25 protein-coding genes are annotated in these 26,468 nt (G+C 63.0%); 7 read left to right on the top strand and 18 right to left on the bottom strand.

Annotated features, from left to right (window positions below; translation table 11 throughout):
* Positions 1-147: 147 nt before the first annotated feature.
* Genes K3146_RS06710 through K3146_RS06695 form a run of 4 tightly spaced genes read left to right on the top strand, consistent with a single transcriptional unit; the run spans position 148 to position 3,067 of the window.
* Positions 148-1,362 (top strand): heavy-metal-associated domain-containing protein, encoded by a 1,215-nt coding sequence (locus K3146_RS06710; protein ID WP_247711108.1) that lies wholly within the window; start codon positions 148-150, stop codon positions 1,360-1,362.
* A gap of 23 nt (positions 1,363-1,385) precedes the next feature.
* On the top strand, positions 1,386-1,997 hold the full coding sequence (locus tag K3146_RS06705; RefSeq protein ID WP_221545509.1) for an HdaA/DnaA family protein: 612 nt from the start codon (positions 1,386-1,388) through the stop codon (positions 1,995-1,997).
* 27 nt (positions 1,998-2,024) lie between these two features.
* Positions 2,025-2,714: a serine O-acetyltransferase EpsC gene (gene epsC / locus K3146_RS06700; protein WP_221545508.1), complete on the top strand. Its 690-nt coding sequence runs from the start codon at positions 2,025-2,027 to the stop codon at positions 2,712-2,714.
* Complete coding sequence (locus tag K3146_RS06695; protein WP_221545507.1) at positions 2,714-3,067, top strand: DUF2794 domain-containing protein; 354 nt, start codon at positions 2,714-2,716, stop codon at positions 3,065-3,067. Before epsC ends, K3146_RS06695 begins: the two co-directional genes overlap by 1 nt.
* A gap of 57 nt (positions 3,068-3,124) precedes the next feature.
* On the opposite strand, the gene K3146_RS06690 is transcribed toward K3146_RS06695, so the two are convergent.
* The 4 genes from K3146_RS06690 to K3146_RS06675 form a co-directional block, all read right to left on the bottom strand.
* Positions 3,125-4,186, bottom strand: coding sequence for a hypothetical protein (locus K3146_RS06690; RefSeq protein ID WP_221545506.1), 1,062 nt, complete (start codon positions 4,184-4,186; stop codon positions 3,125-3,127).
* A 55-nt stretch (positions 4,187-4,241) separates the two neighbouring features.
* Positions 4,242-5,087, bottom strand: coding sequence for a DUF4328 domain-containing protein (locus K3146_RS06685; RefSeq protein ID WP_221545505.1), 846 nt, complete (start codon positions 5,085-5,087; stop codon positions 4,242-4,244).
* A gap of 70 nt (positions 5,088-5,157) precedes the next feature.
* A complete protein-coding gene (locus tag K3146_RS06680; RefSeq protein ID WP_221545504.1) occupies positions 5,158-6,087 on the bottom strand; it encodes an SDR family NAD(P)-dependent oxidoreductase in 930 nt (309 codons plus the stop codon).
* Between the two features lie 129 nt (positions 6,088-6,216).
* On the bottom strand, positions 6,217-6,900 hold the full coding sequence (locus K3146_RS06675; RefSeq protein ID WP_221545503.1) for an HAD hydrolase-like protein: 684 nt from the start codon (positions 6,898-6,900) through the stop codon (positions 6,217-6,219).
* A 62-nt stretch (positions 6,901-6,962) separates the two neighbouring features.
* Between K3146_RS06675 and glmU the strand changes: the two genes are divergently transcribed.
* Complete coding sequence (gene glmU / locus K3146_RS06670) at positions 6,963-8,330, top strand: bifunctional UDP-N-acetylglucosamine diphosphorylase/glucosamine-1-phosphate N-acetyltransferase GlmU (protein WP_221545502.1); 1,368 nt, start codon at positions 6,963-6,965, stop codon at positions 8,328-8,330.
* 23 nt (positions 8,331-8,353) lie between these two features.
* On the opposite strand, the gene K3146_RS13625 is transcribed toward glmU, so the two are convergent.
* From K3146_RS13625 to K3146_RS06620, 10 genes are all read right to left on the bottom strand, one after another.
* Positions 8,354-8,581: a hypothetical protein gene (locus K3146_RS13625; RefSeq protein ID WP_221545501.1), complete on the bottom strand. Its 228-nt coding sequence runs from the start codon at positions 8,579-8,581 to the stop codon at positions 8,354-8,356.
* A gap of 4 nt (positions 8,582-8,585) precedes the next feature.
* Positions 8,586-9,836: an O-antigen ligase family protein gene (locus K3146_RS06660; RefSeq protein ID WP_221545500.1), complete on the bottom strand. Its 1,251-nt coding sequence runs from the start codon at positions 9,834-9,836 to the stop codon at positions 8,586-8,588.
* A 114-nt stretch (positions 9,837-9,950) separates the two neighbouring features.
* Positions 9,951-12,083 (bottom strand): prolyl oligopeptidase family serine peptidase, encoded by a 2,133-nt coding sequence (locus K3146_RS06655; RefSeq protein ID WP_221545499.1) that lies wholly within the window; start codon positions 12,081-12,083, stop codon positions 9,951-9,953.
* A gap of 155 nt (positions 12,084-12,238) precedes the next feature.
* Positions 12,239-12,496, bottom strand: coding sequence for an ATP synthase F1 subunit epsilon (locus K3146_RS06650; protein WP_221427993.1), 258 nt, complete (start codon positions 12,494-12,496; stop codon positions 12,239-12,241).
* 9 nt (positions 12,497-12,505) lie between these two features.
* Entirely contained in the window at positions 12,506-12,790 is a 285-nt protein-coding gene (locus K3146_RS06645; protein WP_221545498.1) for a hypothetical protein, read from the bottom strand.
* 3 nt (positions 12,791-12,793) lie between these two features.
* Complete coding sequence (gene atpD, locus K3146_RS06640) at positions 12,794-14,251, bottom strand: F0F1 ATP synthase subunit beta (RefSeq protein WP_221545497.1); 1,458 nt, start codon at positions 14,249-14,251, stop codon at positions 12,794-12,796.
* Positions 14,252-14,271: 20 nt separating this feature from the next.
* Positions 14,272-14,634, bottom strand: a complete 363-nt coding sequence (locus tag K3146_RS06635) for a hypothetical protein (RefSeq protein WP_221545496.1) — start codon at positions 14,632-14,634, stop codon at positions 14,272-14,274.
* An 11-nt stretch (positions 14,635-14,645) separates the two neighbouring features.
* Entirely contained in the window at positions 14,646-15,518 is an 873-nt protein-coding gene (locus K3146_RS06630) for a F0F1 ATP synthase subunit gamma (RefSeq protein ID WP_221545495.1), read from the bottom strand.
* Between the two features lie 27 nt (positions 15,519-15,545).
* Complete coding sequence (atpA, locus tag K3146_RS06625) at positions 15,546-17,075, bottom strand: F0F1 ATP synthase subunit alpha (protein ID WP_221545494.1); 1,530 nt, start codon at positions 17,073-17,075, stop codon at positions 15,546-15,548.
* Positions 17,076-17,087: 12 nt separating this feature from the next.
* Positions 17,088-17,642: a F0F1 ATP synthase subunit delta gene (locus tag K3146_RS06620; protein WP_221545493.1), complete on the bottom strand. Its 555-nt coding sequence runs from the start codon at positions 17,640-17,642 to the stop codon at positions 17,088-17,090.
* A 203-nt stretch (positions 17,643-17,845) separates the two neighbouring features.
* On the opposite strand from K3146_RS06620, the gene K3146_RS06615 reads away from it, so the two are divergent.
* Entirely contained in the window at positions 17,846-18,673 is an 828-nt protein-coding gene (locus K3146_RS06615) for a TauD/TfdA dioxygenase family protein (RefSeq protein ID WP_221545492.1), read from the top strand.
* Between the two features lie 26 nt (positions 18,674-18,699).
* On the opposite strand, the gene K3146_RS06610 is transcribed toward K3146_RS06615, so the two are convergent.
* Positions 18,700-20,265, bottom strand: coding sequence for a S1 family peptidase (locus K3146_RS06610; protein WP_221545491.1), 1,566 nt, complete (start codon positions 20,263-20,265; stop codon positions 18,700-18,702).
* 117 nt (positions 20,266-20,382) lie between these two features.
* On the opposite strand from K3146_RS06610, the gene K3146_RS06605 reads away from it, so the two are divergent.
* Complete coding sequence (locus K3146_RS06605) at positions 20,383-21,423, top strand: bifunctional transcriptional activator/DNA repair enzyme AdaA (protein WP_221545490.1); 1,041 nt, start codon at positions 20,383-20,385, stop codon at positions 21,421-21,423.
* A gap of 215 nt (positions 21,424-21,638) precedes the next feature.
* Here K3146_RS06605 and K3146_RS06600 read toward each other — a convergent pair whose 3' ends face one another.
* The 3 genes from K3146_RS06600 to K3146_RS06590 all read right to left on the bottom strand — a co-directional run bounded on the left by K3146_RS06600 (position 21,639) and on the right by K3146_RS06590 (position 26,468).
* The gene (locus tag K3146_RS06600) at positions 21,639-22,595 is read right to left on the bottom strand and encodes an amidohydrolase family protein (RefSeq protein ID WP_221545489.1); all 957 of its coding nucleotides are present in this window, start codon (positions 22,593-22,595) and stop codon (positions 21,639-21,641) included.
* Positions 22,596-22,711: 116 nt separating this feature from the next.
* The gene (locus K3146_RS06595; protein ID WP_221545488.1) at positions 22,712-24,268 is read right to left on the bottom strand and encodes a cryptochrome/photolyase family protein; all 1,557 of its coding nucleotides are present in this window, start codon (positions 24,266-24,268) and stop codon (positions 22,712-22,714) included.
* 34 nt (positions 24,269-24,302) lie between these two features.
* Positions 24,303-26,468 carry a primosomal protein N' gene (locus tag K3146_RS06590; RefSeq protein WP_221545487.1) on the bottom strand — a complete coding sequence of 722 codons (2,166 nt, stop codon included), beginning with the start codon at positions 26,466-26,468 and terminating at the stop codon, positions 24,303-24,305.

Here is a 26,468-nt window from a genome sequence, read left to right as displayed (position 1 = left end):
GCCAGCGCTTTTGCGCATATCGAGCCGAATTTCCAGCATTCCCGCTTGGATTTCCCGAATGCTTTGGGCAAAAGGCTCGCCCTGAACCCTATGCGGCCCCTTTTCCCCCTTTCCCGGCGCAGACGCATCGCCCTTTTTGCCTCCGGCTTGGCCCTTGCTGGCGGGGCGGGATGGCTCGCGCAGGCTCAGGTCGGCGGGGAGCGCGGTATCGCTGCGGTTGCCGCATCGCGTGACATCCAGGTCTCCGACATCGAGGTCGATGTGCGCGCCGATACGGGTATCGAGGCGCGCGAAGAGGCTTGGCGCGAGGCTCAGGTCAAGGCGTGGGAGAAGCTCGGCGGTCCCTCGCTTCCCGAATCGCGGATCGCGGGTCTCGTATCGGCGATCGTCATCGAGAATGAGCGACTGGGTCCGAAACGTTATGTCGCGACACTTGGCGTCATCTTCGACCGCCAACGCGCTGCGAGCTTCCTGGGCGAAGACGGCGTAGGCCAGCGTAGTGCGCCGATGTTACTCCTGCCGGTGACTGTCAGCGGCGGAACGCAGCTGATGTACGAGCAGCGCAACCCCTGGCAGCGAGCCTGGGCCGAATTCCAGGCGGGGCAGAGCCGGGTCAACTACGTACGGCCCCACGGCGCGGGCGGCGAATCGCTGCTCCTGACCTTCGGTCAGACGTCACGGCGCAGCCGCGTTTGGTGGAGCAATATCCTCGAAGGTTATGGCGCAGCGGACGTGCTCGTTCCGATCGCGCGGCTTCGCTACACCTATCCCGGCGGGCCGATCGAAGGCACTTTCACGGCGCGTCACGGGCCGGACAACCGCTATCTCGACAGTTTCACCTTGAGCGCCGAGAACCCTGACCAACTGCCTGCCATGTTGGCCCAGGCAGTGCGCCGCTTCGACGCTGTATTTCAGGTCGCGCTGGCCGATGGCACGATCAGGCCTGACCCCACGCTCAACGTGAAGGCGGGCGACCTTGCGCCGGAAATCCAGAGGCTGGTCGAACTCGGCAGAGCTCTGAAAGCGCGCGACGAAGCGCGCGCGCAGGCTGCTGCACAGCCGACAGAAGCTAGCGGCGGTGCCATCAACGCAGCGCCGGTCAATGCGCCGCCTCCGGAGGGCTCAGTGGCGCTCTATACGGTCCAATTCCAATCGCCCGATGGAGCGGCTTTCAGCGCGATCCTGGCAAGTGTGCGCGGAACCCCGGGGGTGCGTTCAACGGGCATTCGTTCGACCGCAATCGGTGGAACTTCGGTGATGACCGTGAGCTACTCCGGCTCGATCGGCCAGCTTGCCGAGGCCTTGCGTGCGCGCGGCTTCACCGTGCAGCAGGGAGCCACTGCGCTCTTGATCAGCCGCTAGGCGCGGAGCAAGGCTCACGCCCCATGTCGCAAATCGCGCTTCCACTGACCCATTCCGGCCCGCAGGAGCCTGCCAGCATCGTGATTGGTGCCGGCAATCGGCATGTGGCAGAAGCATTGGCGGCGTCTGCCGACTGGCCATTCGGAACCGCGATCCTCGCCGGGCCTCCGCGCTCGGGGAAGTCGCTGTTCGCGCGGTGGTTTGCCTCGCACACCGGGGGCGGAGCGATCGACGACGCCGACCGGCAGGACGAGACAGAGATCTTCCACGCCTGGAACCGGGCGCGCGAGGACGGATACCCGCTCTTGCTGACCGTCGATGCACAGGGTTGGCAGATCGACCTTCCCGATTTGCGCAGCCGGATGGGTGCCGCACTCCAGCTCGAGATCGGACCTCCCGACGACGAAATGGCGACCGATCTGATGCTTAGCCACGCCGCGCAGAGAGGGCTTGCACTGGGCGAAGGCGCGCCCGCCTATCTCGTTCCGCGGATGGAGCGAAGCTATGCGGCGATAGAGCGGATCGTTGCCGAAATCGACCGGCTCAGCCTTGAACGCAAGGTGCCAGCCACCATGTCGGTCTGGCGCGACGCGCTCGATGCGACGCAGGGCCCTGAGCAGGCGCGCTTGCTTTGAGAGGCCTCACGTGAAAGGATCGCAGGCATGTTCGAACGGCTGATTAGCTATCTGGATTCGATCAAGGCGCGCGATCCCGCGCCCCGCACACGGTGGGAAGTGCTGCTCTATCCAGGGGTATGGGCACTCGCATATCATCGCATGGCCCACTGGCTCTTCGAAGCCGATCTGTTCTTCCTCGCCCGGCTGGTCAATCACTGGAGCAGAATGGTGACGGGGATCGATATCCATCCCGGTGCCAAGATCGGCCGCAATTTCTTCATTGACCACGGGTTCACGGTAATCGGGGAAACGGCGGAAATTGGTGACAACGTCACGATCTACCAGAATGTGACGCTCGGCGGTACAAACCCGACCAATGGCAAGGGCGGCAAGCGCCACCCCACGATTTCCGACGACGTTATCATCGGTTCGGGCGCCCAGGTTATCGGGCCGATCACGGTAGGCAGGCGCGCGCGCATCGGCGCCAATGCGCTGGTGCTCGATGAAGTACCCGAAGGCGCGACCATGGTTGCCTTGAAAGCCCGTAGCCATTTGATCGCCGCCGAAGAGTGGAAGAAGGAATTCGTCCCCTACGGCACGCCGTGCGACGATCCTTGCGCTCCCAGCCGCGATTGCATCGAGAAGCTGGAAGGCGAGATCAAGGCGCTGCGCGACCAGCTCGATGCTCTTGCTGCACCGAGTGAACCTGCCCAGCGTAGCGGTACGGACGACTGATGGCGTCACCCCTCGGCGCGACGGTCGTAGCTTTTCCGGGACGCCAGCCGAACCAGGTCGGCTTTTCGCGCGACGAACTCACCAAGATCCTCGATGTCTACGGCCGGATGGTCGCGGCAGGTCAGTGGCGTGACTATGCAATGGATTTCACCAAGGACGCAGCGACCTTCGCGGCCTTCGTAAGGCACGCCGAACGCCCGCAGGCACGGTTGGAGAAGCGCCCCTCGCTCCGCGGTCGGCAGGGGATGTGGACGCTGTTCGGTGAGCATGGACAGGTTCTCAAGCGCGGACACGAGCTGGCTGGCGTCATGGCTCCGATCGAACGCCGCCTGCTCAAGGCTGTCGAAGACTGACCCGAAAAAGGGGCCCGCCTCGCGGCGAGCCCCTTCTCCCGTCCATTCCTGGCCTAGTTATGCGGTGGCGGGCAGTCGTGCCTGCACATCGCCCGGCAGGCCTTTCACCACTGCGCGGCGTATGGGCGTCCACAGCGCGCTGAGGGTGAGGAGTGCGGAACCGATCACCAGAGCCGTCAGTGCGAAGTTGAGCTCCACCGCGCCGAACTCTCGGAAGAGGAAGGTCAGTGCGATCAGCACATAGGCGAGGGCGGACACCAGGAGCGCACGCCGATCCACTGCAAGGGCAACGATGCCGAAGGCAATGTAGACCCCCAGAACGGCGACTGCGGCTGCGGCGCCGATATTCTCGCCCTCGGTTACGCCGATCAGCGCAAAGATCGGATGGGCGATTGCCGGGGCGGCCAGCAAGTGGAGCCAAAAGGCGACGTCGCTCCGGCGCGTTTCTCGGCGCGGGTCGCTCATGTCCCAGCGCATGGCGAAGGCGAATACCACCAGCCCTGCAACGAAGACGAGACCGAGGATGATCGTCTCGAGATTGTCGCTGTTGGGGCCAATGATGGCAATCAGCACCGCGATGACGGTGGCCGCGACCGCAGCAGTTCCAGCGGCAATGGTGATGGGGACCATGAAGCGCTTCCAGTGGATCCACGCCGCGCCCGCAGTAAGCAGAGCGGAGCCTGCAATCAGGAGAACGCCGATCGTGTCCATAGTCGGTCCGCCGCCATCGACGATCGGTACGACAAGCCCGATAAAGGTCATGAATGTGCCGCCGATGAACGCAAGCAGCAAGATGATGCTTGGGAGCGCCATGCGGCGTTTCGCGGTGAAGAATTCGGCCAGCATCCAAGCGGTCCCGGCCACGAGAGCCGCACTTACGGGTGAGGGGCCATCATTGTTGCTCCAGATGGCATCGCCGATCGCAGCCATGGCCATCAGAAGGATGACCGCGCCTATGCTCACGAAAATGTCGTTAAAGCCGGTAATCAGGCGGAAGTGCTCAGCATCGGCAGGCACCGCATCGCGCTGTGCAGCGACATGCGCGCGCAAGGCATTGGCCGCCTCTGCGCTGATCGCGCCCGCCGATACGGCGGAATTCAGGTCTTCTTGGCTATACATGCCATCTCTCCCCGTTGAAGAATGGCAGCGGTGATACCTTTAGTGTATTAATACGTCAATACGGCTCCGTTGCCTCGCCTCCAAGGATGCGGACCGACTGGCGAGCCGGTTCTTCCAACTGGTCAGCATTGGCTGCGATCTCGGGAAGGAACTCGGCCTGGGCGGCGGCGATCCTACGCGTCAGGCCTGCAAAGAGCAGTGCACCTACCAGCAGCAAGACGATGGCGAAGGCGAGGATGGCGAACTCCATCCACAAAGGCGTCATCAGGATGAGATTTGTTCCGGCATCGAGCGTCATCTTCACGATCATGGCACTGAAGATCAGCAGGCCGACGATGACCGCCGTCCACCATGCGGTGACATCCTCCACCGACGAATGCGCAAAATCCTCCGGCTCTCCGTGGCTGCGGTTGTGCAGTTCGCGCATGGCTTCGAAGGGAAAGATCAGGTTGGCCACCGGCAGGAGATAGGCCGCCAGCGCCTTGCCCGGGGTGTATTTCGCGCGAACCCCTGCCTCGATGATGTTTGCGTGAGCTCGCCAGACCCATATCATCGCGGCGATGAAGAAGCCGAGCGCGGCGGCAACCAGGGCAAGGAAAGCGATGGCAGACGGATCGCTCCACGTAAGCTCGTCCGATCCGGATAGAAAGCGCCCCTCGGCGAAGAAGCGGCTGCCCGACCGGTTGTATTCGGCCTGCACCGCCGCCTGTTGCGCCTGGTACCCGTAATAGGTGCTCTGCCGCGTAAGCTGCTCAAGCTCCTCGATCCGGTCGTATTCCTCGCTCACGGCCATGGCGCCGAGGCCGAGCTGGGCAACGCCGACGGCCAGCAACAGTGCGGCAAAGATCGTGACGACGAGAGAACTGGTGCGCAGCGAGCGCAGCTTGGCTTCGGTATTCATGCAGACCCCCAAAGAAAAACCCCGCGCCATCATGCGATGGGGCGGGGCTCTTCGCAATATCGGAAAGAACTTATCCGCGGGCGCTGCTCGGACCCGTGCCGGTTACTTTCTGCATCGCGGTCAGGATCGCACCCGACTGCTCGCTGCCCGACTGCGGGGCCTTGAGGTTCGAGAACTCGCTGATCTTGTCCCAATTGGCGGCAAAGCCTTCGACCGTACGCTCCCCATCGGGCAGCCAGACGGCGTCGTTCATGACGGTCCATGCCGAGTGATAGCCACCTGCACCTGCGCCGACGATGGCATTGGTCGGCGCATCTTCGCTGACGAGGAAAAGTGCAGCCGGGACCACATTCACCGGATCGAAAAGCTTGAAGGCTTCTTCGGGGAAGAGGTCTTCGGTCATGCGCGTGCCGGCAACCGGCGAAAGCGTGTTGACCTTGATGTTGTACTTCGCGCCTTCGAGCTGGAGCGTCTTGGTGAGACCCGCGAGGCCGAGCTTGGCAGCGCCGTAATTAGCTTGGCCGAAGTTGCCGAACAGACCGGTCGAGGATGCGGTCATCAGGATGCGGCCGTATGCCTGCTCGCGGAAGGTTTCCCAGCACGCCTTGGTGACGAAAGCCGAGCCGGTGAGGTGAACCTTGAGGACGAACTCGAAATCTTCCGGGCTCATCTTGGCGAAGGTCTTGTCGCGCAGGACGCCGGCGTTGTTGATGAGGACGTGCACGCCGCCCCACTTCTGCTTGGCGTCCGCAACCATCTTTTCCATCTGGTCGTATTCGGTGACGCTGCCGCCGTTCGACATCGCCTCGCCGCCCATCTTCTCGATTTCCTCGACGACCTGGAGCGCCATGTCGGAGTGGCCTGTGCCGTCGCGCGCACCGCCGAGATCGTTGACGACGACCTTCGCGCCGCGGCGGGCAAGCTCGAGCGCATATTCGCGGCCCAGACCGCCGCCTGCGCCGGTGACGATGGCTACCTTGTCCTTGAAGTCGATGGTCATGGGAGGGCTCCTGCTTTTCGTGTTTATCGTTTACGTAAAGGTCAATCGGTGCAGCGGACTGCCATGTTCCCTTCGCACATGCAACACCGGCCTCGTCTGGGCGCGATGCCGTAGGGGCAGAAGGCGCTTCTAGAGGGCTTCGAGGGCGGGAATGAGGCCTTCGAGCGAATCGATGGCCGCATCGGCTGCCAGTTCCTCTGCCGTCCCGTCGCAATAGCCGTACATGGCAGCGACAACTGGGACGCGGGCCGCGCGCGCTGCTCTCACATCATAGCTGCTGTCACCTACGAATGCGATCCGGCCGCCACCACCGAGTTCCTGCGCCTTCAAGATGGGTTCGGGGGCCGGCTTGGCGAGATAGCTACCGTCCGGTCCCTTGCCGAGGCTGTCCCCGCCGATCACGAACTGGAAGCGCTCGATCAGGCCGAGCGCAGTGAGGATCGAGCGCGCGAAGCCCTCGAACTTGTTTGTCACAACGCCCATGCGGACCGTACGGGCGTTGAGCGCATCCAGCACCGCTTCGGCATGCGGAAATGGGCGCGTGTGGACTGCGTTGTTTTCCGAGTAGTAACCGAGCATCGCCTTGTAGAGCTTGCGGAACTCGTCATCGGGCAGCCCTCCCTGCGCATCGACCGCCTGCTTCAGCATGATCTTCGCACCGCCACCGATCAGGTCGGTCGCGCTTTCGATCGGGACCGTGTCGAACCCGCCGAGCACCAGCGCGTGATTGACCGCCGTGCCGAGGTCGCGGTGGGTTTCGAGCAGTGTGCCGTCGAGGTCGAAGGCGACGATATCGAAGGGGAAGTGAGCCATCGCGGGAGTGCGTGCAGTATGGTTCTTCAAACTGCAAGCGATTGGTGGCATGGCCCAATCCCATGAACAAGAACCGTGATTTCGCTGCCGTGATCCTGGCCGCAGGCAAGGGCACCCGCCTCAAGAGCGGGCTGCACAAAGTCCTCCATCCGATCGCCGGGCGCCCGATTATCGAGCACCTCATGGCATCGGTCGAGGAACTGGCGCCTGCTCGCACCATCGTCGTGGTCGGCGATGAACGCGAACAGGTCATTGGCCAGCTCGGCGAACGCGCCGAGTGCGTCGTGCAGGAGCCGCAGCTTGGAACGGGGCATGCCGTGGCGCGGGCGAAAGAGGCGCTGGCGGGGTTCGACGGCGATGTCGTGATGCTGCTGGGCGATGCCCCCTTCATCAAGAGCGAGACGATGGGCGAGATGCTCACCCGTCTGCGCGCAGCAGATGCGCCTGCTGTGGTGGTGCTTGGCTTCGAGCCCGACGATGCACTGCAATACGGCCGCGTCATCACGCATTCGGACATGACGATCGAGAAGATGGTCGAATTCAAGGATGCCAACGAGGCCGAGCGCGCCTGCCGCCTGTGCAACTCGGGCCTGATGGCCGCGCGTGCCGAGGTCCTGTTCGACCTGCTCGACCGGGTCGATAACGACAACGCTCAGGGCGAATACTATCTGCCCGATATCGTCAATGTGGCGGTGAAGGACGGCAGGACCTGTGCCGCCGTCGTCACCGATCGCCCGCATGAGGTCGTCGGGATCAACTCGCGCAAGGAACTCGCCGCAGCCGAGCGCCAGTGGCAGGATCTTAAGCGCGACGAGGCGCTGGAAAACGGTGTCACCCTGAAGGCACCGGAGACGGTCTTCTTCAGCTATGACACAGAGCTCGCTGCCGACGTGACGGTCGAACCCAATGTGGTGTTCGGACCCGGCGTGAAGGTGGAAAGTGGCTCGCGCATCCGCGCTTTCAGCCATCTCGAAGGCGCGCATGTCGGCGAGGATTGCGAAGTGGGACCCTACGCCCGCCTGCGACCCGGCGCGGTGATGGAGAAGGGCAGCAAGGTCGGCAATTTCGTCGAGATGAAGAAGGCGACGCTGGGCGAGGGCGCCAAGGCAAACCACCTGACCTATCTCGGCGATGCGAGCGTGGGCGCGGGCGCGAATATCGGGGCCGGAACGATCACCTGCAACTACGATGGCTATTTCAAGTATCGCACTGAAATCGGCGAGCGGGCCTTCATCGGTTCGAACAGCGCGCTGATCGCCCCGGTCAAGATCGGTGCGGATGCTATCGTTGCGGCGGGAAGCGCCGTCAGCCGCGATGTCGCCCCGGGCGAGCTGCGGATGGTGCGCGCCGAACAGCTGGTCAAACCCGGTTGGGCCGATCGCTTCCACGACACGATGAAAAAGAAAAAGGCCGCGGAGAAGAAGGACTGAGCGAGGGTCGCACCACCTGCTGGCTATGCGAGCGAGAGATCGGCACGCGGGTACAGCATCATCACCCGGTACCGAAATCGAAGAAGGGGCGCTTCACTGTCCCCGTCCATCCGATCTGCCACCAGGCGATCCATGCCAATTTCACTAATACCGAACTGGCCCGCATCGGTGAGGATCGAGAGGCCCTTGTCGCCAATGAGGCGATAGCAAAGTTCCTGCGCTGGGTTGCGAGCAAGCCGCCAGATTTTCACGCGCCTACGCGCTAGGCTGGTCTGCTGCTGCCTTGATCATCGCACAGGCGATGACGAAGACCATGGCAGGATAGGCGTAGAAAAACGGGCCGTCGATCAACGAGACCGTGCCAAGACCCACCACCAGTGCAGCGGGGGCGAGGACTGTCTCGCGCTTGGCGAGAATCGACTTGAACCCGGCGAACACGGCGTTGGCGAAGAGCGCGAATGCCGCGAGCGTGCCGATCACTCCCCAGGCGACGAGGAACTGAAGCGGCGAGCTATGCGGATGGTGGACACGCCATTTGACGTCGGCGAGCAGACGGAACTGGCCTTCGCCATAGCCGATCCACGGATGCGCCGGGATCTGGCCCAGCGCACGCTTCCACAGGATCACGCGGCCCTGAGCCACCTCGCCTTCGCCCGATTGCCCGTAATAGCCTAGTTGCAGGCGAATGACGCCCCAATGAGGATCGGGCGGCACGTAAATCATCGAAAGGGGCACTGCAGCGACGGCCATGGCGACCACGAGGGGCAAGTTCTTGCGCCGCAGTTCCGGAGTGCCGAGGAGGGCACAGGCTATCGCCACGAGCGTACCGATCACGATCACGCTTCTCCCACCGACCAGACAGGCGAAATAGAGCCCCAGCATGAGTGCTGCTGCGAAGGCCCAACGTTCACGCCCTTCCTTGGAGGTGGCGAACAGCCCGGCTGCCAGCGCGATCTGGATCATCGCCCGATAACTCAGGTGGCGCGTGTGGCTGACACCGACGTAGAAGTTTTTCCAATCATAGTCGGGATTGCCAGCTTCTACGCCGATAACGACGATGCTCAGGAGGATGTGGAGCGTGCTACCAGCTAGTAGGGCGGCAATCAGCGCTCGCTTATGCTCGCCGGCGCGTTTCACGAAGGTCGAATAGACGAACCAGCCGATCAGCAGGATCGCGAAATTACGGGCGAGGTAGTAGTTCACCCAGTACTTGCTGACCGCATTGAGCTGGGCGGAAGCAACCCATACACCAACCAGCACAGCTGCTGCCAGGAGCACCCATAGTCCCGGCTTCACCACGGTGAGCTTCTTTGCGGCAATCAGGCCGACGAAATATACAACCAGTGCCCACTGGAGGAACACCATCAGTGGACGGTGCGGCGCCCAGTCGGGCTCGAAATAGGTGGAGATCCCGACTACCACGGGCGCAAAGGCCAGTGCCGCAAATACCGGCAGGAACCAGCCGCTCGTCAACGCGATACGAAATAGTCCGGGATGGGATTGCATGGCCGTTCCTTACCGCAGGATCCTGACTGCGGGGTTAAATCGACCTCAAGGGCTTGGTAATGACCCCGCGATCCGTGCGCAACCAAGCTGCACCGGATCGCAGGGCAAAACGTTTTACTCGCCTTCGTTGTGGTCCATCAGGCGCTGCATCAGGTAGACCATCTGCAAGGCCTGCAGTTTGGCGCGCTGTTCGTTGTCGACGCCGCCAGAGTGGCCGCCAGTCATGTCCTCGAAGTACCAGTACTCCTGGCCTAGTTCCTTGAGCCTTGCCGCACCCTTGCGGGCATGCGCCGGATGGGTGCGATCATCGGCAGTCGAGGCCCAGAGGAACGGGGCGGGGTAGTCCACGCCCTCGACGATCTTCTGGTAAGGCGAATAGCCTTCGATCCAGGCGCGCTGCTCGGGGATGCGCGGGTCGCCATATTCACCGATCCACGAGGCGCCGCGACCGATCAGGTGATAGCGCAGCATGTCGAACAGCGGGATCGCGACGATCGCCGCGTCGAACAGCTCGGGCGCCTGCGTGAATGCGGTGCCGACCAGCAGGCCGCCTTGCGAGCCGCCCTGGATGCCGAGCTGGCCGGGGTTGGTGATCCCCCGCTCGACCGCGTCGCGGCCGACGGCGATGAAATCGTCCCATGTACGCTGCTTGTTCTCGCGGATGGCGGTCTGGTGCCAGCCAGGGCCGAATTCGCCGCCACCACGCAGGTTTGCAAGGATGAAAGCGCCGCCCTTCTCGAGCCACATCTTGCCGGTCAGTGCGCGATAGCCGGGGAGCTGCGACACTTGGAATCCGCCATAGCCATAGAGCAGCGTGGGCGTGGTACCGTCCATCTCCATGCCCTGGGGCTTCACGAGGAAATACGGGATCTTCGCTCCGTCCTTGCTGGTCGCTTCAAGCTGGACGACTTCCATGCCGCTGGCATCGAAATAGGCAGGCGAGGTCTTGAGGACTTCGGGCTCGCTCGTGCCGTCCGAATACCAGAGCGTGCTCGGGTTGAGGAAGTCGGTCGAGGAGAACATGATTTCGCCGGTTTCAGACGAGGTCGTGGCGACGCTCAGCGTGGCGTTGTCGGGCAGCGCCACTTCGCTGGTGACCCACTTGTCGTCCTCGAAATCGATCTTGAGCACCTTGCCCACGACATTGTCGAGGATTGCCATATAGGCGCTGTCGGCAGTGGTCCCGCCGCCTTGCTTGGTCTGGCGCTCGCCCGGCGCCCAGACGAGCGTTTTCTTGGCACCATTGGGATCGCGCTTGAACTCTTCCAGGTCGACCGCGACCAACGCATCGGCGGGGAAGACCTGTCCTTGCGTTTCCCAGTCGACATCGGTCGAGAAGGTCAGCTGCCCATCGATGATGCCACCGATATTGGCCTTCTTGGGCATGTCGAGTTCGACCCACTCGCCCTTGTGCCAGACATAATTGATCGCCTCATGGAAGCTGATGGCGCGATAGGCGGTACGGCCATGGACCACGCCTTTGTTATCGCGGATCAGCCCTGCGCCAGCCCAGACATCGCTTTGCTCACCACGGAAAATTTCCTCAGCTTCGGCAAGCGGCGTACCACGCTGCCACAGGCGGGTGGTGAAGGGATATTCGCTCTCGGTGATCGTATTGCCGCCGAAATCGCGGCCAACCAGCAGCGTGTCTTCATCGAGCCATTCGATGCCGCCCTGGCTTTTCTCCTCGATCACGAAACCGCCTTCAACGAACTGCTTTGCGACCATGTCGAATTCGCGCAGGATTGTCGCGTCCTCGCCCCCGTCGGACAGCGCGATCATGCACAGGCGTTGGTCGGGAGGCAGGCAGGTGCTGCCCTTGTAGACCCACTCCTTGCCCTCGGCCTCGGCTAGCGCATCGACATCGAGGATGATGTCCCACTCGGGATTGTCGGTGCGATAGCTTTCGAGCGTCGTGCGGCGTAGGACGCCCTTGGGGTTCTGCTTGTCCTGCCAGAAATTGTAGAGACCGTCCTTGCGGATCGAGACATAGGGTACACGATCCTCTGCATCGAGAATGGCCAGCGCTTCCGCAGTCAGCTCGTCGAAGCGAGGATCTTGCGCCATATGCGCCATGGTGCGGTTATTTTCCGCACGTACCCAGTCGAGAGCTTCTTCGCTGCGTGCTTCCTCGAGCCAGATGTAAGGGTCTTCGTCAGGGCCGGGTACGCCGTCCTGCGCCATTGTGTTGGTGGTCATGCTGAAAGCCAATGCTGCGCCGAGTGCGGCGGTGGATACGAGTTTCATGGATTGAGCGTCCCTCTCTCAAAAGCGATGCGGGACATTCGCCAAAGCCGCGGGTTTGCGCAAGGGTAATCGGTCGAAGGATCAAGCGGTTGGTCGAACGAAAAAGGGCGACCCGTGGGGCCGCCCTCATTCAATTCGCGATTGTCCCGAAAGGCTCAGCCTTCGACATGCTCCGCGAGCACGGTGAGGCCGTTTTCGCCCACTTCGGCAAAGCCGCCGCGGACTTCGATGGTCTCCGGGGCGCCGCCCTCGGTCTTGTAGACCTGGACTTCGCCGTCACGGATGGTCGACATGAAGGGCGCGTGGCCCTCGAGCACGCCGAATTCGCCTTCCGTGCCGGGGACGACCACCATGTGGACGTCTTCCGAACGGACCAGCTTGGCCGGAGTTACAAGTTCAAAGTGGAGTGCCACGTCTTTATCCTACTGTCCTGCTGCTTCATCGACTGAACGCTGGGCTTCTTCAACCGCCGCATCCAGCCCCGACTGCATTTTGTCCATGCCTTCTTCGAGCTCGGCCATTCCCTTCATGATGCGCTCCTTCTGCTCATCGCTGAAGTTTTCCGGATTGCGGCATGGCTCGCTGTTCTTGAACATGGTTTCCGTCTCGCAGAATGCCGCGAAGCGCTCGTCCACGCTCGAAGTGCCGCCCGAACAGGCGCCGAGCGCGACGCTCGCTACCATGAACGACACGAAAGCGCGGGCCATGGCTTAGTCTTCTTCCGCCATCTTCTTGGCCTTCTCGACCGCCTGGTCGATGCCGCCAACCATGTAGAAGGCGCTTTCCGGCAGGTGGTCGTATTCGCCATCGACGACAGCCTTGAACGACTTCACCGTGTCTTCCAGCTGGACGAATACGCCCGGGATGTTGGTGAAGACTTCTGCGACGTGGAACGGCTGCGAGAGGAAGCGCTGGATCTTGCGGGCGCGGGCCACGGTCAGCTTATCTTCTTCCGACAGTTCGTCCATGCCGAGAATGGCGATGATGTCCTGCAGGCTCTTGTACTTCTGCAGCGTTTCCTGGACGCGGCGAGCGGTGTTGTAGTGCTCTTCACCGACAACGCGCGGTTCGAGAACGCGGCTGGTGGAGTCGAGCGGGTCAACTGCCGGGTAGATGCCCAGCTCCGAGATGGCGCGCGACAGCGTGGTCGTTGCGTCCAAGTGGGCGAACGAGGTTGCCGGTGCCGGGTCGGTAAGGTCGTCGGCGGGAACGTAGATGGCCTGGACCGAGGTGATCGAACCCTTGGTGGTCGAGGTGATGCGTTCCTGCAGGTTACCCATGTCCGTGGCGAGCGTCGGCTGGTAGCCCACGGCCGAGGGAATACGGCCGAGCAGTGCCGACACTTCCGAACCCGCCTGCGTGAAGCGGAAGATGTTGTCGACGAAGAACAGCACGTCCTGGCCTTCGACGTCGCGGAAGTATTCCGCCATGGTCAGGCCCGAGAGAGCAACGCGGGCACGTGCGCCCGGAGGTTCGTTCATCTGACCGAAGACGAGGGCAACCTTCGAGCCTTCCGAGATGGCTTCACCATCGTCGTTCTTGGCGATAACGCCGGCGTCGAGGAATTCGTGGTAAAGGTCGTTACCTTCGCGGGTACGCTCACCCACACCGGCGAAGACGGACACACCACCGTGGCCCTTTGCGATGTTGTTGATGAGCTCCTGGATCAGAACGGTCTTGCCCACGCCGGCGCCGCCGAACAGGCCGATCTTACCGCCCTTCGCGTAAGGCGCGAGAAGGTCGATGACCTTGATGCCGGTGACGAGGATGGCCGCTTCGGTCGACTGGTCGACGAAGAGCGGGGCTTCCGCGTGGATCGGGCTGGTGCTTTCTGCGCCAATCGGGCCGCGTTCGTCGATCGGCTCGCCGACGACGTTCATGATGCGACCGAGCGTCTTCGGTCCGACTGGGACCGAGATCTGCGCGCCGGTGTTGACGACTTCCTGTCCGCGCACGAGGCCGTCGGTGCCGTCCATCGCGATCGTACGAACGGTGTTCTCACCGAGGTGTTGCGCGACTTCGAGAACCAGCGTCGTGTCGCCGTTCTTGGTCTCGAGAGCGGTCAGGATTGCCGGCAATTCGCCTTCGAAGGCGACGTCGACGACGGCGCCGATGACCTGGGCGATGGTGCCGTTGGGGCTCTGGTTAAGCTTGGGTGCGGTGGCCATGATAATGGGGTCCTACTGGCTCAATTTGCGGAGTGATGGGCGCCATGTTCGGCGCAAAGGGCTTCGGCGTCGGCAAGCATCCAGCCGTCGTTCGCCTCGTTGACGGCGAGAGTGGCCTTGTGACGCAGGTATTCGTCTTCACCGAGGCCGAATTCACAGGCGACGGTTTCGGCGCCCATGGCACGGCGGCAGACCGCCTTGTTCACGGGCTCGGCGCCTTCGCAGGTTTCGGCGAAGGTGGACTTGAACAGGTCCTGGTCCGGCGCGGGCAGCGTGCTGACCGGCTCGGGCGTTGCCGTTTCGGTCGGGGTCGGCTCGGGCGCGGGTTCTTCGCCACAGGCTGCCAGGGCGAAAACGGGGAGGAGGAGGGTGAGTTTCTTCACGGTATCTTCCTTTACAGTGCTTCCGCGCCGGCGATGATTTCGATCAGCTCGGTGGTGATCGCGGCCTGGCGGCTGCGGTTGTACTGAATGGTCAGCTTGTTGATGAGGTCGCCCGCATTGCGCGTGGCGTTGTCCATCGCGGTCATCGAGGCACCCTGTTCGGAAGCCTCGCGCTCCAGCAGTGCGCCGAAGAGTTGCGTCTTCACGTAGCGCGGGAGCAATTCCTCGAGGATTTCCTCTTCACCCGGCTCGTATTCGACGACTGCGTCACCGCCAGTACCTTCGCTTTCCGGCGAGGGAACCGGGATCAGCTGGTCGACGGTCGGGTCCTGGGCAAGCGCCGACTTGAAGATCGGGTAGACGAGGTGGGCAACGTCGAATTCGCCCTTCTCGAAGCGCTCGATCAGGTCGTCCGCAATCTGTTCGGCCTCGTCGAAGCCCGGGTTGCGGACGGTCGAGGTGTCGAAATGCTTCTCGATCTTGTTGGCATAGTCGCGCTTGATCGGCGCGCGGCCCTTTTTGCCGACGAGGTAGAAGGTCACATCCTTGCCTTCGGCAATCAACGACTTCGCCTTGGCCTTCGCGGCCTTGACGATATTCGCGTTGAGACCGCCGCACAGGCCCTTGTCGGTGTTGACCACGACCAGCAGGTGACGCTGGGTCGAGCCGGTGCCGGCCAGCAGCTTGGGCGCGCTGTCGCCGCTCACCTTGCCGGCGAGCGAGGCCATCACGCCCGACAGCCGTTCGGCATAGGGGCGAGCAGCTTCGGCAGCAGCCTGCGCACGGCGCAGCTTGGCCGCTGCGACCATCTGCTTGGCCTTGGTGATCTTCTGGGTCGACTTGACCGAGTTGATCCGGCCCTTGAGTTCTTTAAGCGAGGCCATGACGGCTCCCTGTTAGGCTCGTGGGACTTAGGCGAACTGCTTGGCGAAGGTCTTCAGTGCGTCGACGACCTTGTTCTTGGTGTCGTCTTCGAACTTTCCGCTGGTGCGGATTTCCGCGAGCACATCGGCATGCTCCGAGCGCATGAAGCTCAGCATCTGCTCTTCGTAGTCGTTCACGCGGTTCACGGCGATATCGTCGAGATACCCGTTGGTGCCGGCGAAGATCGAAACGGTCTGCTCTTCGAAAGGCATCGGCGAGAATTGCGGCTGCTTGAGCAGCTCGGTCAGGCGTGCACCGCGGTTGAGCAGCTTCTGCGTTGCAGCGTCGAGGTCCGAGCCGAACTGCGCGAAGGCAGCCATTTCGCGGTACTGCGCGAGGTCGAGCTTCATCGAGCCCGATACCTTCTTCATCGCCTTGGTCTGGGCGGCACCGCCCACACGGCTAACCGACAGACCGACGTTAATAGCCGGACGGATACCCTGATAGAACAGGTCGGTTTCGAGGAAGATCTGGCCGTCGGTGATCGAGATCACGTTGGTCGGGATGTAGGCCGACACGTCGCCTGCCTGCGTTTCGATGATCGGCAGTGCGGTCAGCGAGCCGCCGCCTTCCGACTTGTTCATCTTCGCAGCGCGCTCGAGGAGACGGCTGTGGAGGTAAAAAACGTCACCCGGATAAGCTTCGCGGCCCGGAGGACGACGCAGCAGGAGCGACATCTGGCGATAGGCAACGGCCTGCTTGGAAAGGTCGTCGTATACGATCACGGCGTGCATGGCGTTGTCGCGGAAGAATTCGCCCATCGCACAGCCGGTGTAGGGTGCGAGGTACTGCAGCGGAGCGGGCTCCGAAGCGGTTGCAGCGACGACGATCGAGTATTCCATCGCGCCGTTTTCTTCGAGCTGCTTCACGATCTGGGCAACGGTCGAACGCTTCTGGCCGACAGCAACGTAGACGCAGTAGAGCTTCTTGAACTCGTCGTCGCCCGCGTTCAGTTCCTTCTGGTTGATGAAGGTGTCGATCGCGACAGCCGACTTACCGGTCTGACGGTCACCAATGATCAGTTCGCGCTGGCCGCGGCCGACGGGAACGAGGGCGTCGATGGCCTTGAGGCCCGACTGCACCGGCTCCGAAACCGATTCACGCGGGATGATGCCCGGCGCCTTCACTTCTACGCGGCGGCGCTCGGTGGCTTCGATCGGGCCCTTGCCGTCGATCGGGTTGCCCAGAGCGTCGACTACGCGGCCCAGAAGGCCCTTGCCAACGGGAACGTCCACGATGGTGCCGGTACGCTTCACCGTGTCGCCTTCGGCGATGTCGGTGTCGGAGCCGAAGATCACGGCGCCCACGTTATCGGCTTCGAGGTTCAGGGCCATGCCCTGCGTGCCATTGGCGAATTCGATCATCTCACCGGCCTGGACCTTGTCGAGGCCGTGGATGCGGGCGATGCCGTCACCCACCGAGAGAACGGAGCCGACTTCGCTGACTTCGGCTTCGCTACCGAAATTGGCGATCTGGTCCTTAATGACCTTGGAGATTTCTGCGGCGCGGATATCCATGATGTTTGTCCTTTAAGCCTTCATGGCCTGGGAGAGCGAATTGAGACGGGTGCGGATCGAGCCATCAATGCGCTTCGATCCGATGGTGACGACGAGGCCGCCGAGGAGCTCGGGGTCGACCTTCGTGGAAAGTTTGACGGTGCGGCCTTCGCGCGCGGTCACCTTGGTCTTGAGCTGATCGAGCTGCGCGTCGGTCAACGCGTGGGCGCTGGTGACTTCGGCTGCGACTTCACCGCGCTGGGCTGCAGCGATCGCGCGAAAAGCGCGGATGATGCTGGGGAGGTCCGACAGGCGGCGGTTCTGCGCCAGCGTGCCGAGAAACTTCTGCGTGAGGTCCGAAAGGCCCATGATCGCCGAAACGCCCCACAGCGCCTTCTCTGCCTGCGAGCGGGTCACGCGCGGATTGGTGGTGAGCATCTTGAGCTCGGCCGATTCGGCCAGGCCCACTTCGAGCTTCTCGAGGTCCGATTCGACCGCGGTTACGGTCCCTGCCTCACTGGCCAGGTCGAACAGTGCAGAGGCATAACGCCCCGCAAGGCTAGCCTTAATACCGGCGGAAATTTCCACGCGTCTCTCGTCCTCTAGGGGTCGGAAAATGGTTTCTTACGGCCATGCCGATGGAGCGCGAAAATGAGTCGCTCCGGCAAGGTTGGCGCGCGCCTAGCAAAGCCCTCTCGGCAAGGCAACCCGACTCGCGCGGGTAATCATGGACTCTTGGTGCAGGTCGCGTAGGATGCGCGCTCCAACCGGTCGCATCGGAGGGAGGAGAGATGGATACCAGGCCGCTGGCCCCGAATTGCGGGGTCGAAGTTTCGGGCGTTTCGCTCGCCAGCGCGGAGGGCGCTCAGCTCGATGCGATCCGTGACATTATCTATACACACGGCGTGGCGGTCTTTCGCGACCAGCAGTTCTCGCCCGAGGACCATATCGCCTTCGCCAAGCGCTGGGGCGGGATCGACATCAACAACTATTTCCCGCTGACCGATGCGCATCCCGAGATCGCCGTGGTCCGCAAGACCAAGGACCAGGAAACCAATATCGGCGGCGGCTGGCACACGGACCATTCCTACGACCAGATCCCGGCGATGGGCTCGATCCTCGTCGCGCGAACCTTGCCGCCAAAGGGAGGCGACACGCTGTGGGCGCATATGGGCGCGGCCTACGATTCCCTGTCGGATGAGATGAAGGAGCGGCTCGAAGGCCTCGAAGCGTTCCACACCGCCGACCATATATATGCGCCCGATGGCCTTTATGCGCAGACCGACCAGGGCGCTGAGCTGCGAGGCCAAGACCTCAAGACCGGCGCGACCCATCCGGTCGTGATCCGCCACCCGAGGACGGGACAGAAGCTTCTCTACGTCAATCCCGGTTTCACCATTAATTTCGTCGGCATGACCCGAGAGGAAAGCCTGCCGCTGTTGCAGGAGCTATTCGCCCATGCGATGAGCGCCGAGCACCAGTGCCGCGTCGAATGGGCGCCGGGCACGGTCGCGATCTGGGATAATCGCACCACCTGGCATTATGCGATGAACGACTACCAGGGATACGCCCGCGAGATGCACCGCATAACGTTGAGCGGGGAGGCGCTGGCGGCCTAGCTCCACCCCTTTTCTCCTGCGCGCCGTTACTCCTTCGCCTCACACTCATAAACCAGCCGCTCGTTGGGCTGGCGCGGGAGTTTGCTGAGAACTTCGCCCTGCAGGTCGCCGAGGCGGGTCGCAGCGCCTTCTGCCTTGCAGGTCGGCGCGGTGTATTCGCCGCGTGCCTCGCGTGCTTCGCTCATGGCATTGCGCGACAGGAGGTAGCGTTCGGAGCGAAAGATGCGGCGATCGGGGTCGTAGCTGTTGACCGAGACCGCGTCTTCCGAATTGGGCACGAACACGCGCGACCAGCTGCCCGAAGCATAGCCATATTGCGTGCGCTCGTTAACGCAGCCGTCTTCGCTCCAGTTGAACTCGACCTCGGGCTCATGCGAACTTGTGATGCGGCTGCGCTCCGGGACGAGGCGGCAGACCAGGGCGACTTCGCCTTCAGGGTCGCTATTGCCTGCAGGCGAGGGATTGTCGCCGCCCTCCTGCATGGCGGCGGCCACGCGGCGGTCGATCTCGTCGAGGCCGGGCCGGGTAAGGAAGGCGATCAGCGCCACGACCACGAAGAAGCCCGCGATGCCGAAAGCGATCTTGACCTTCTTCTGCCTGAGCGCCGCATCCTCCGCCTCTGGATCGATCCGCTCGCGCTGGGTCCAGGCCCAGAGCGCGATGCCGAATGCGCCGAGCAGCAGCAGGAAGGCAAGCGCCATGCGGTCTTCGCGGTCCTGCGACACTCCCAGCTGGGCTTCGAGCAGCGCCCGCTCGCGCTTCTCGCGGCGTTCCTCGGCGCGCTGGGCGAGTGCCTGCATGGCGGCAAACTGTTCGCGCTCCAGTCGCTTGCGCTCGTCATCGTCCAGATCCTCGAAGCTGCGGCACTGGGTATCGTTGAGGACCGGCTCGATATCGTTGGAGCGCAGGAAGGGGAGCAGCTCGCGAACCGAGACGGCGAAGAAGAACTCCGCATCGCCGCCCTGGTTGTCCGATCCGAAACTGTTCACGCCGACTACGCGGCCGCAGGTGTCGAGCAAGGGTCCACCCGAATTGCCGCGAGCGATGGGGGCGGTGTGGAGGATGGTGTCGAACTGGCGGCTGGGGCGCTGACCGGAGACGAAGCCGGGGCTGGTGACCGGCGGCATGGAGATGAAGATGTCCGACAGGTCGAGCCCCTGCGCGCGGTCGACATTCATTGGATACCCGACGCTCACCACCTGGCCGCTGCCCGAAAGCGGGCGCGGGGTGATCGCGAGCGGGGGCAGCCGCAGGCTTCCGGTGAGCTGCAGCAGCGCGAGGTCGGTGCGCGCATTGACCGAGACCAGCCGGGCATAGACCGCATCGCCGCCGCCGCTGGGCACGATGCCGATACGCAGATCGTCGTCGCTCATCGCGTCGCGCACGACGTGGGCATTGGTGACGATCTTGTCGCTGGTAACGGCAAAGCCGGTCCCGTGGCTGACGGGGAAGAGCTCGTCATCGTCATTGCCGATGATGACCACGCGCACAACACCGCGCGATGCCGCGTCGATATCGGCTGGGTCGGCCTGCGCCGCGACCGGGGCCAGCAGTGCGAGCATTGCAGCGAAAAGTGCGAGGAAACGTCCCATCCACCGCTCCCTTAGCGGCCTCGCGACATTGACCGCAAGCTTCGGGATGCGCGCTTGCGCAGCTTTTGCGAGGGGTGTGCTTGCAGTATCGCTGCGAGCAATGGAAGGATACGGCCCATGGCCGATACGAAGCCCCTCACCGATGACGAGCGCTGGCGTATCGCGCTGGCCAAGGACCGCCGTTTCGACGGCGTCTTCGTGACCGGGGTCCACTCGACCGGTATCTACTGCCGCCCGTCCTGTCCGGCACGCCCGCCCAAGCGGGAGAATGTGCGCTTTTATTCGGACTGCGAGGCTGCCGAGGCGGCTGGCCTGCGTGCCTGCAAGCGCTGCGCGCCCGACCAGCAGAGCCGTGAGGAAGCGGCGGTGCTGGCCGCGCTGAAGGTGCTGCGCGAGGCAGAGGAGATGGTCTCGCTCGAACGGCTGGGCCAGCTCACTGATTATTCGCCCACCCATTTCCAGCGCATCTTCACCCGCGCAGTCGGGCTCTCTCCTGCCGCCTACCAGCGCGCCCTGCGCCGCGAACGCGCGGAAGAGGCGCTGGGAGAGGGTGGCAGCGTGACCGGCGCGATCTACGAGGCAGGCTATGGCGCGCCCTCGCGCTTCTACGAGAACAGGAAGGACAGCGGCATGAGCGCGAGCGACTGGAAGGATGGCGGCAAGGGTCGGACGGTGCACTGGTCGGTAATCGAGACGACGCTTGGCGACATGCTTGTCGCGGCGACCGGGAAGGGCGTGTGCTGCCTTTCCTTTGGCGAGGGCGAAGCCGAGTTGCGCGCCCGTTTTCCCAAAGCCGAACTGGTCGAAGCCGGCGAGGATTTCCGCGCCCTGTTCGAGCAAGTCACCGCCGCCGTCGAGAACCCTGCCACCGCGACACATTCGGACATCCCGCTCGATGTGAAGGGCACCGCCTTCCAGCAGCGCTGCTGGGACGCGCTGCGCCAGATCCCGGCAGGCGAGACCCGCAGCTATGGCGAACAGGCCGCCATGCTCGGCAACCCCAAGGCCAGCCGCGCGGTCGGCGGCGCCAATGGGGCAAACAACATCGCCGTCCTCATCCCCTGCCACCGCGTGGTACCGGCAAGCGGCGGGGTGGGTGGCTATGCCTACGGGACCGAAATCAAGGCCGAGCTGCTGCGGCGCGAGAAGGGGGAATAGCCGCGCGCCGCGCCGGTTGGATTGCCCGAGGATTGCACCACAGGATGGAACACTTGGAACACGGTCTAGTGGGAAAAGTTGCGAAGGGACCGACAGGGGCGCAAAGCGCCGGACTGTTGGGAAGTGACGTACGGGAGGCATCCTGTTTCAATGCCACGTCGACCAGCTAGTAGGAAAACGTGAATGACCGCTAACGACCCGAATGCAGACTTCGCTTATTGTCGCGTAATCTCTTTGTGCGTTGTGATCTCTGCTCCTGAGAGCTCGAGAAATCTTGCTGCATTGTTGTAGAATATATCCGCTTTCTGCTCATGAGTTAGGTAGTCGGCTTCCTGAACCGCCTCAATCGCCAACCCGATTGCATCTGGCCAAATCATTTGGTCTGAACCGAACATGATCTGCTTGTCGAAGCCTGCCTCGACTAGTGCGCGAAGATAAGTGTGGAACTCCTTCGTCGGTATAAACCAGCTGAGCGGCGAAATATCTACATAGACGTGTGGATAGGACCACAAGATTGCCTTCATCTCATCAAGAAACGGCCAACCGGCATGCATCACGTAAAGCCGCAGGTCAGGGTGGCGAATGATGAGGGGCTCCAACAACAAGGGTCTGCCATTCCCTATGCGATAGTCCGGGTGCTCCGTAAGGGCGACCCCGCGCCCGCTAAGGCCGACATGAAGGCCGAACGGAATCCCGAGTTCTTCGGCCAGCGCCACATAGGGCTCAAGCCTTTTGTCGGCTGGTTCCATCCCGGAGTATTGCGACGAGATTTCACCCATCGCCTCAAAGACACCTGCCTCATACTGTCCTCGCATTTCATCAATATCTGTCAACGGACTCCATCGGGGAAAATGCGGTGAGGTAAGAAACAGTCCCGGTGCGCGCTCCTTCCATCGCGCAACAACTTCCGGTGGGCCGCTCAAGACCGCAAGCACAATTTTGTGCCTGCGCATCTGCTCCAGCGTTCCTTGCCTGATCTCTTCCTCTGTCACCTCTGTCGAACCCAAGCCTGATATGGGATTAGGAACTGGCGATCCGAAGATATCTGGCGGATAGGCGTGCATATGCATGTCGATAATTGGACCCTCATATCGCTCTTGTGCGTCCGCAGCATTCGATTGGAGAGAGCTTGCTGCTAGAACGGCTATGAATGTGCGAAAGAGTCTGATCATGTGAGCCTCCCACCAAGGTTCTGATGGGAGGTAGCACAGCATCTGGAGTCGGCCGAAACTGCCGCTGCGTGGCAGCTCTAGCCGGCGTCAGCTAGCCACCCATAGCCAAACTTTCTTCAGTCCCGGGCCCAACCATCACCCGCAGGAATCAACGTCCCCAGAAACGCCTCCGCGCTTTCCAAATACTCTGCCTGCCGATCCTCGCCCATCCGGTCCCAGGTCGCGTAGATCCGCCCGATACGGTGGTTCTTTTCCAGCCGCTCGCGGTGCCGGTGCATGAAGTGCCAGTAGAGCGGGTTGAACGGGCAGGCGCCGTCGCCGGTTTTCTTGCTCGGTGAGTATTTGCAGCCCGAGCAGTAGTTGCTCATCTTGTTGATGTAATTGCCGCTCGCCGCATAGGGCTTGGAGGCGAGCTTGCCGCCGTCGGCATAGAGGATCATCGCGGCGACATTGGGCAGCTCGACCCATTCATAGGCATCGGCATAGACGACGAGGAACCAGTCCTGCACTTCGCGCGGGTTCACGCCGGCCAGCAGCGCGAAATTGCCGAGCACCATCAGCCGCTGGATGTGGTGGACATGCGCATTGTCGCGGGTCGAGCGGATGCAGTCGGCATGGCAGGCCATGTCGGTTTCGCCGGTCCAGTAGAACTCGGGCAAGCCTCGCTGGGCGTTCAGCGCATTGGCTTTTTGCAGATGCGGCATCTGGTGGAAGTAGAAGCCGCGCACATATTCGCGCCAGCCGATGATCTGGCGGATGAATCCCTCGACCGAATTGAGCGGCGCCTTGCCGTCCCTGTAGGCCTTCTCCGCGCGCTGGCAAAGTTCGAGCGGGTCGAGCAGGCCGAGGTTGATGCTGGTCGAGAGCATCGAGTGGAACAGGTCGTCCTCGCCCGCGAGCATCGCGTCCTGATAGGGGCCGAAGCATTCGATCCGCTCGGCGAAGAAGGCATCGGCGGCTTCCTCCGCCTCCTCGCGGGTGACGGGCCATTGGAACCGTTCGAGTGAGCCAAAGTGGTCGCCGAAGCGCTCCTCGACGAGCTCGATCACCTCCTGCGTGATTGCGTCCGGCTCGAACTTGGGGCGTTCGGGTGCGGAGAGGCCGTCCTTTGGCGGCTTGCGGTTTTCGCTGTCGTAATTCCACTCGCCGCCCTCGGGCTTGTCGCCATCCATGAGGAGGCCGGTCTTGCGGCGCATCTCGCGGTAGAAATATTCCATGCGGAGCCCCTTGCGGTCCTCCGCCCACTCATCGAACTCGGCCTGGGTGCAAATGAAGCGGTCGTCGCGCAGGATTTCGACATCGCAGGCGAACTTGTCCCCCCACTGATCCATGGCTTCGCGCACGCGCCATTCACCCGCCTCGACCACGCTGACGAGCCGCGGGGCGTGCTCCTCGATGGCGCGGGCGACCTCTCCGGTGAAGCTGCCCGAATTGCCCTCGTCGTCGAGTTTGACATAGTCGACGCTCCACCCCGCCTCGCGTAATTCCTCGGCGAAATGGCGCATGGCGGAGAAGATCAGCACGATCTTCTGCTTGTGGTGTTTGACGTAGGTCGCCTCGTCCCAGACTTCCATCATGAGGATGACGGTATCGTCCTTGGTCCGCCCGCGGATCGAGGCGAGGTTGCGGGTCAGCTGGTCGCCGAGGATGGGAACAAGAACGGGGCCGGGCATTGCCGGGACAATGCATAACTAGGGGGAGGGTGCCTCAAACGAAGCTATAGGGATCCACATCGACCGCAACGCGCACGCCGGGCGGGTGGTCGATCTGGCCGAGCCAGCGGCGGATCACGTCCTGGAGTTGTACGCTGCGGCGGGCGTTCATCAGCAAGCGGTAGCGATAGCGGCCGCGCAATTGCGCCATGGGGGCGGGCGCGGGGCCGAGGATCATGCAGTCGGGCACATCGGGCCGGGTATCGCCAATCCTTCGGGCAGCTTCGCGGGCTTCGGCCTCGTCCTCGCTGGACACGATGATCGAGGCCCAGCGGCCGAAGGGCGGGGCACCTGCATCGCGGCGCATCTCGGTTTCGACGCTGTAGAAGGCATCGCGGTCTCCTGCCGCGAGGGCTGCAATGACGCTGGCCTCGGGATGGCGGGTCTGGATCAGGACTTCGCCCGGTTTCGCGCCGCGTCCCGCCCGTCCGGCCACCTGCGCGACCTGCTGGTAGGTGCGCTCGCCTGCACGCAGGTCCCCGCCTTCAAGGCCGAGATCGGCATCGACCACGCCCACAAGCGTCAGTTCGGGGAAGTGGAAGCCCTTGGTGACGAGCTGTGTGCCTACAATCACGTCGATCTCGCCCGCATCGACCTGCGCGATGAATTCAGCAGCGCGGCCGGGCGAGTTGAGCGTGTCGGAAGTGGCAACGAAGACTCGCGCTTTGGGCAGGCGTTCGGCCACTTCGTCGGCGATGCGTTCGACGCCGGGGCCGCATGCGACGAGGCAGTCGGGCTCACCGCATTCGGAGCAGCGATCGGGGCTAGGCGCTTCGTGGCCGCAATGGTGGCAGGCGAGCCGGCGGGTGAAGCGGTGTTCGACTAGCCATGCGCTGCAATTGGGGCACTGGTAACGAAAGCCGCAGTTCCGGCACAAAGTCAGTGGTGCATAGCCTCGGCGATTGAGGAACAGAAGCGACTGCTCGCCGCGTTCCAGCCGCTCGGCAATCCCGTCGACCAGCCTCTGGGCCAGCCACATGCCGTGCGGCGGCTTCTCCTGCGTCAGGTCGATTGTGTCGATCGCGGGCAGTTGCGCGCCGCCGAAGCGGCTCGGCAGGTCGACCTTAGTGTAGATCCCGCTCTCGGCCATCTGCAGGCTTTCCAGCGCTGGGGTGGCGCTGGCGAGGATGATAGGGAAGCCTTCGAAATGCGCGCGCATCACGGCGACGTCGCGCGCGTTGTAGCGAACGCCATCCTCTTGCTTGAAGCTGGTCTCATGCGCTTCGTCGACCACGATCAGGCCGAGCTTTGCGAAGGGAAGGAATAGGGCCGAGCGTGCACCCACAACCACTTGCGCTTCACCGCTCGCCACTGCCCTCCATGCGCGGCGCCGCTCGGTCGATTTGAGCGAGGAGTGCCACAGCACCGGCGCAGCACCGAAACGCTCTTCAAAGCGGTGGAGGAAGTTTTCGGTCAGCGCGATCTCGGGCAGCAGGACAAGCACCTGCCTTTCCATTCTCAGCGCTTCGGACACGGGTTCGAAGTAGGTTTCGGTTTTGCCCGATCCGGTCACCCCGTCGAGCAGGAAGGGCGCGAACTTCACCTCGCGCACCGCGGAGGAAAAAGTCTCTGCGGCTTCGCGCTGCTGATCGCTCAACTCCACCTGCGCGAAGTCGGGCCGGGCCTCGTCATAGGGCCGGTCGCAATCGACCTCGACCGGTTCGAGCACGCCCTGGTTGACGAGCCCGCGCAAGACGCCTTCCGATACATCCGCAATTCCGGCCAGTTCGCGAATGGTCGCCTGCTCGCCCTCCAGCGCCTCCATCGCCGCCAGTCGCTGCGGGGTCATGCGTTCGGGCATGCCCCCCGTAAGGCGATACTCGGTGATGCTCGCCGGCCCCTTCAGCGCCCCGCCCGAGGACAGCGCCATCCGCGCCACGCTCGCCAGCGAGGCGACATAGTAGTCGGCCGTCCACTCGATCAGGTGGCGCAGCGGCGCAGGAAGGGGAGGGATGGGATATATCCCCCGCAAATTGCGCAGTTTCTCCACCGGAACCTCGTTGCCCGGCAGCCGTTCAGCCTCCCAGACGATCCCGACGACCGTCCGCGGACCGAGTGGGCATTCGACTACCTGCCCGTATTCGACCTCCATCCCCTCGGGGACCTTGTAGTCGAGGGGGCCGAGCGCGGCATTGAGGACGAGGCAGCGGACGCGGTTCAT

The sequence above is a fragment of the Qipengyuania vesicularis genome (assembly GCF_019711415.1).
Lineage (GTDB): Bacteria > Pseudomonadota > Alphaproteobacteria > Sphingomonadales > Sphingomonadaceae > Qipengyuania > Qipengyuania vesicularis.
The sequence above is the reverse complement of the archived record's forward strand: the minus strand, read 5'-3'. Positions and strand labels throughout refer to the sequence as shown.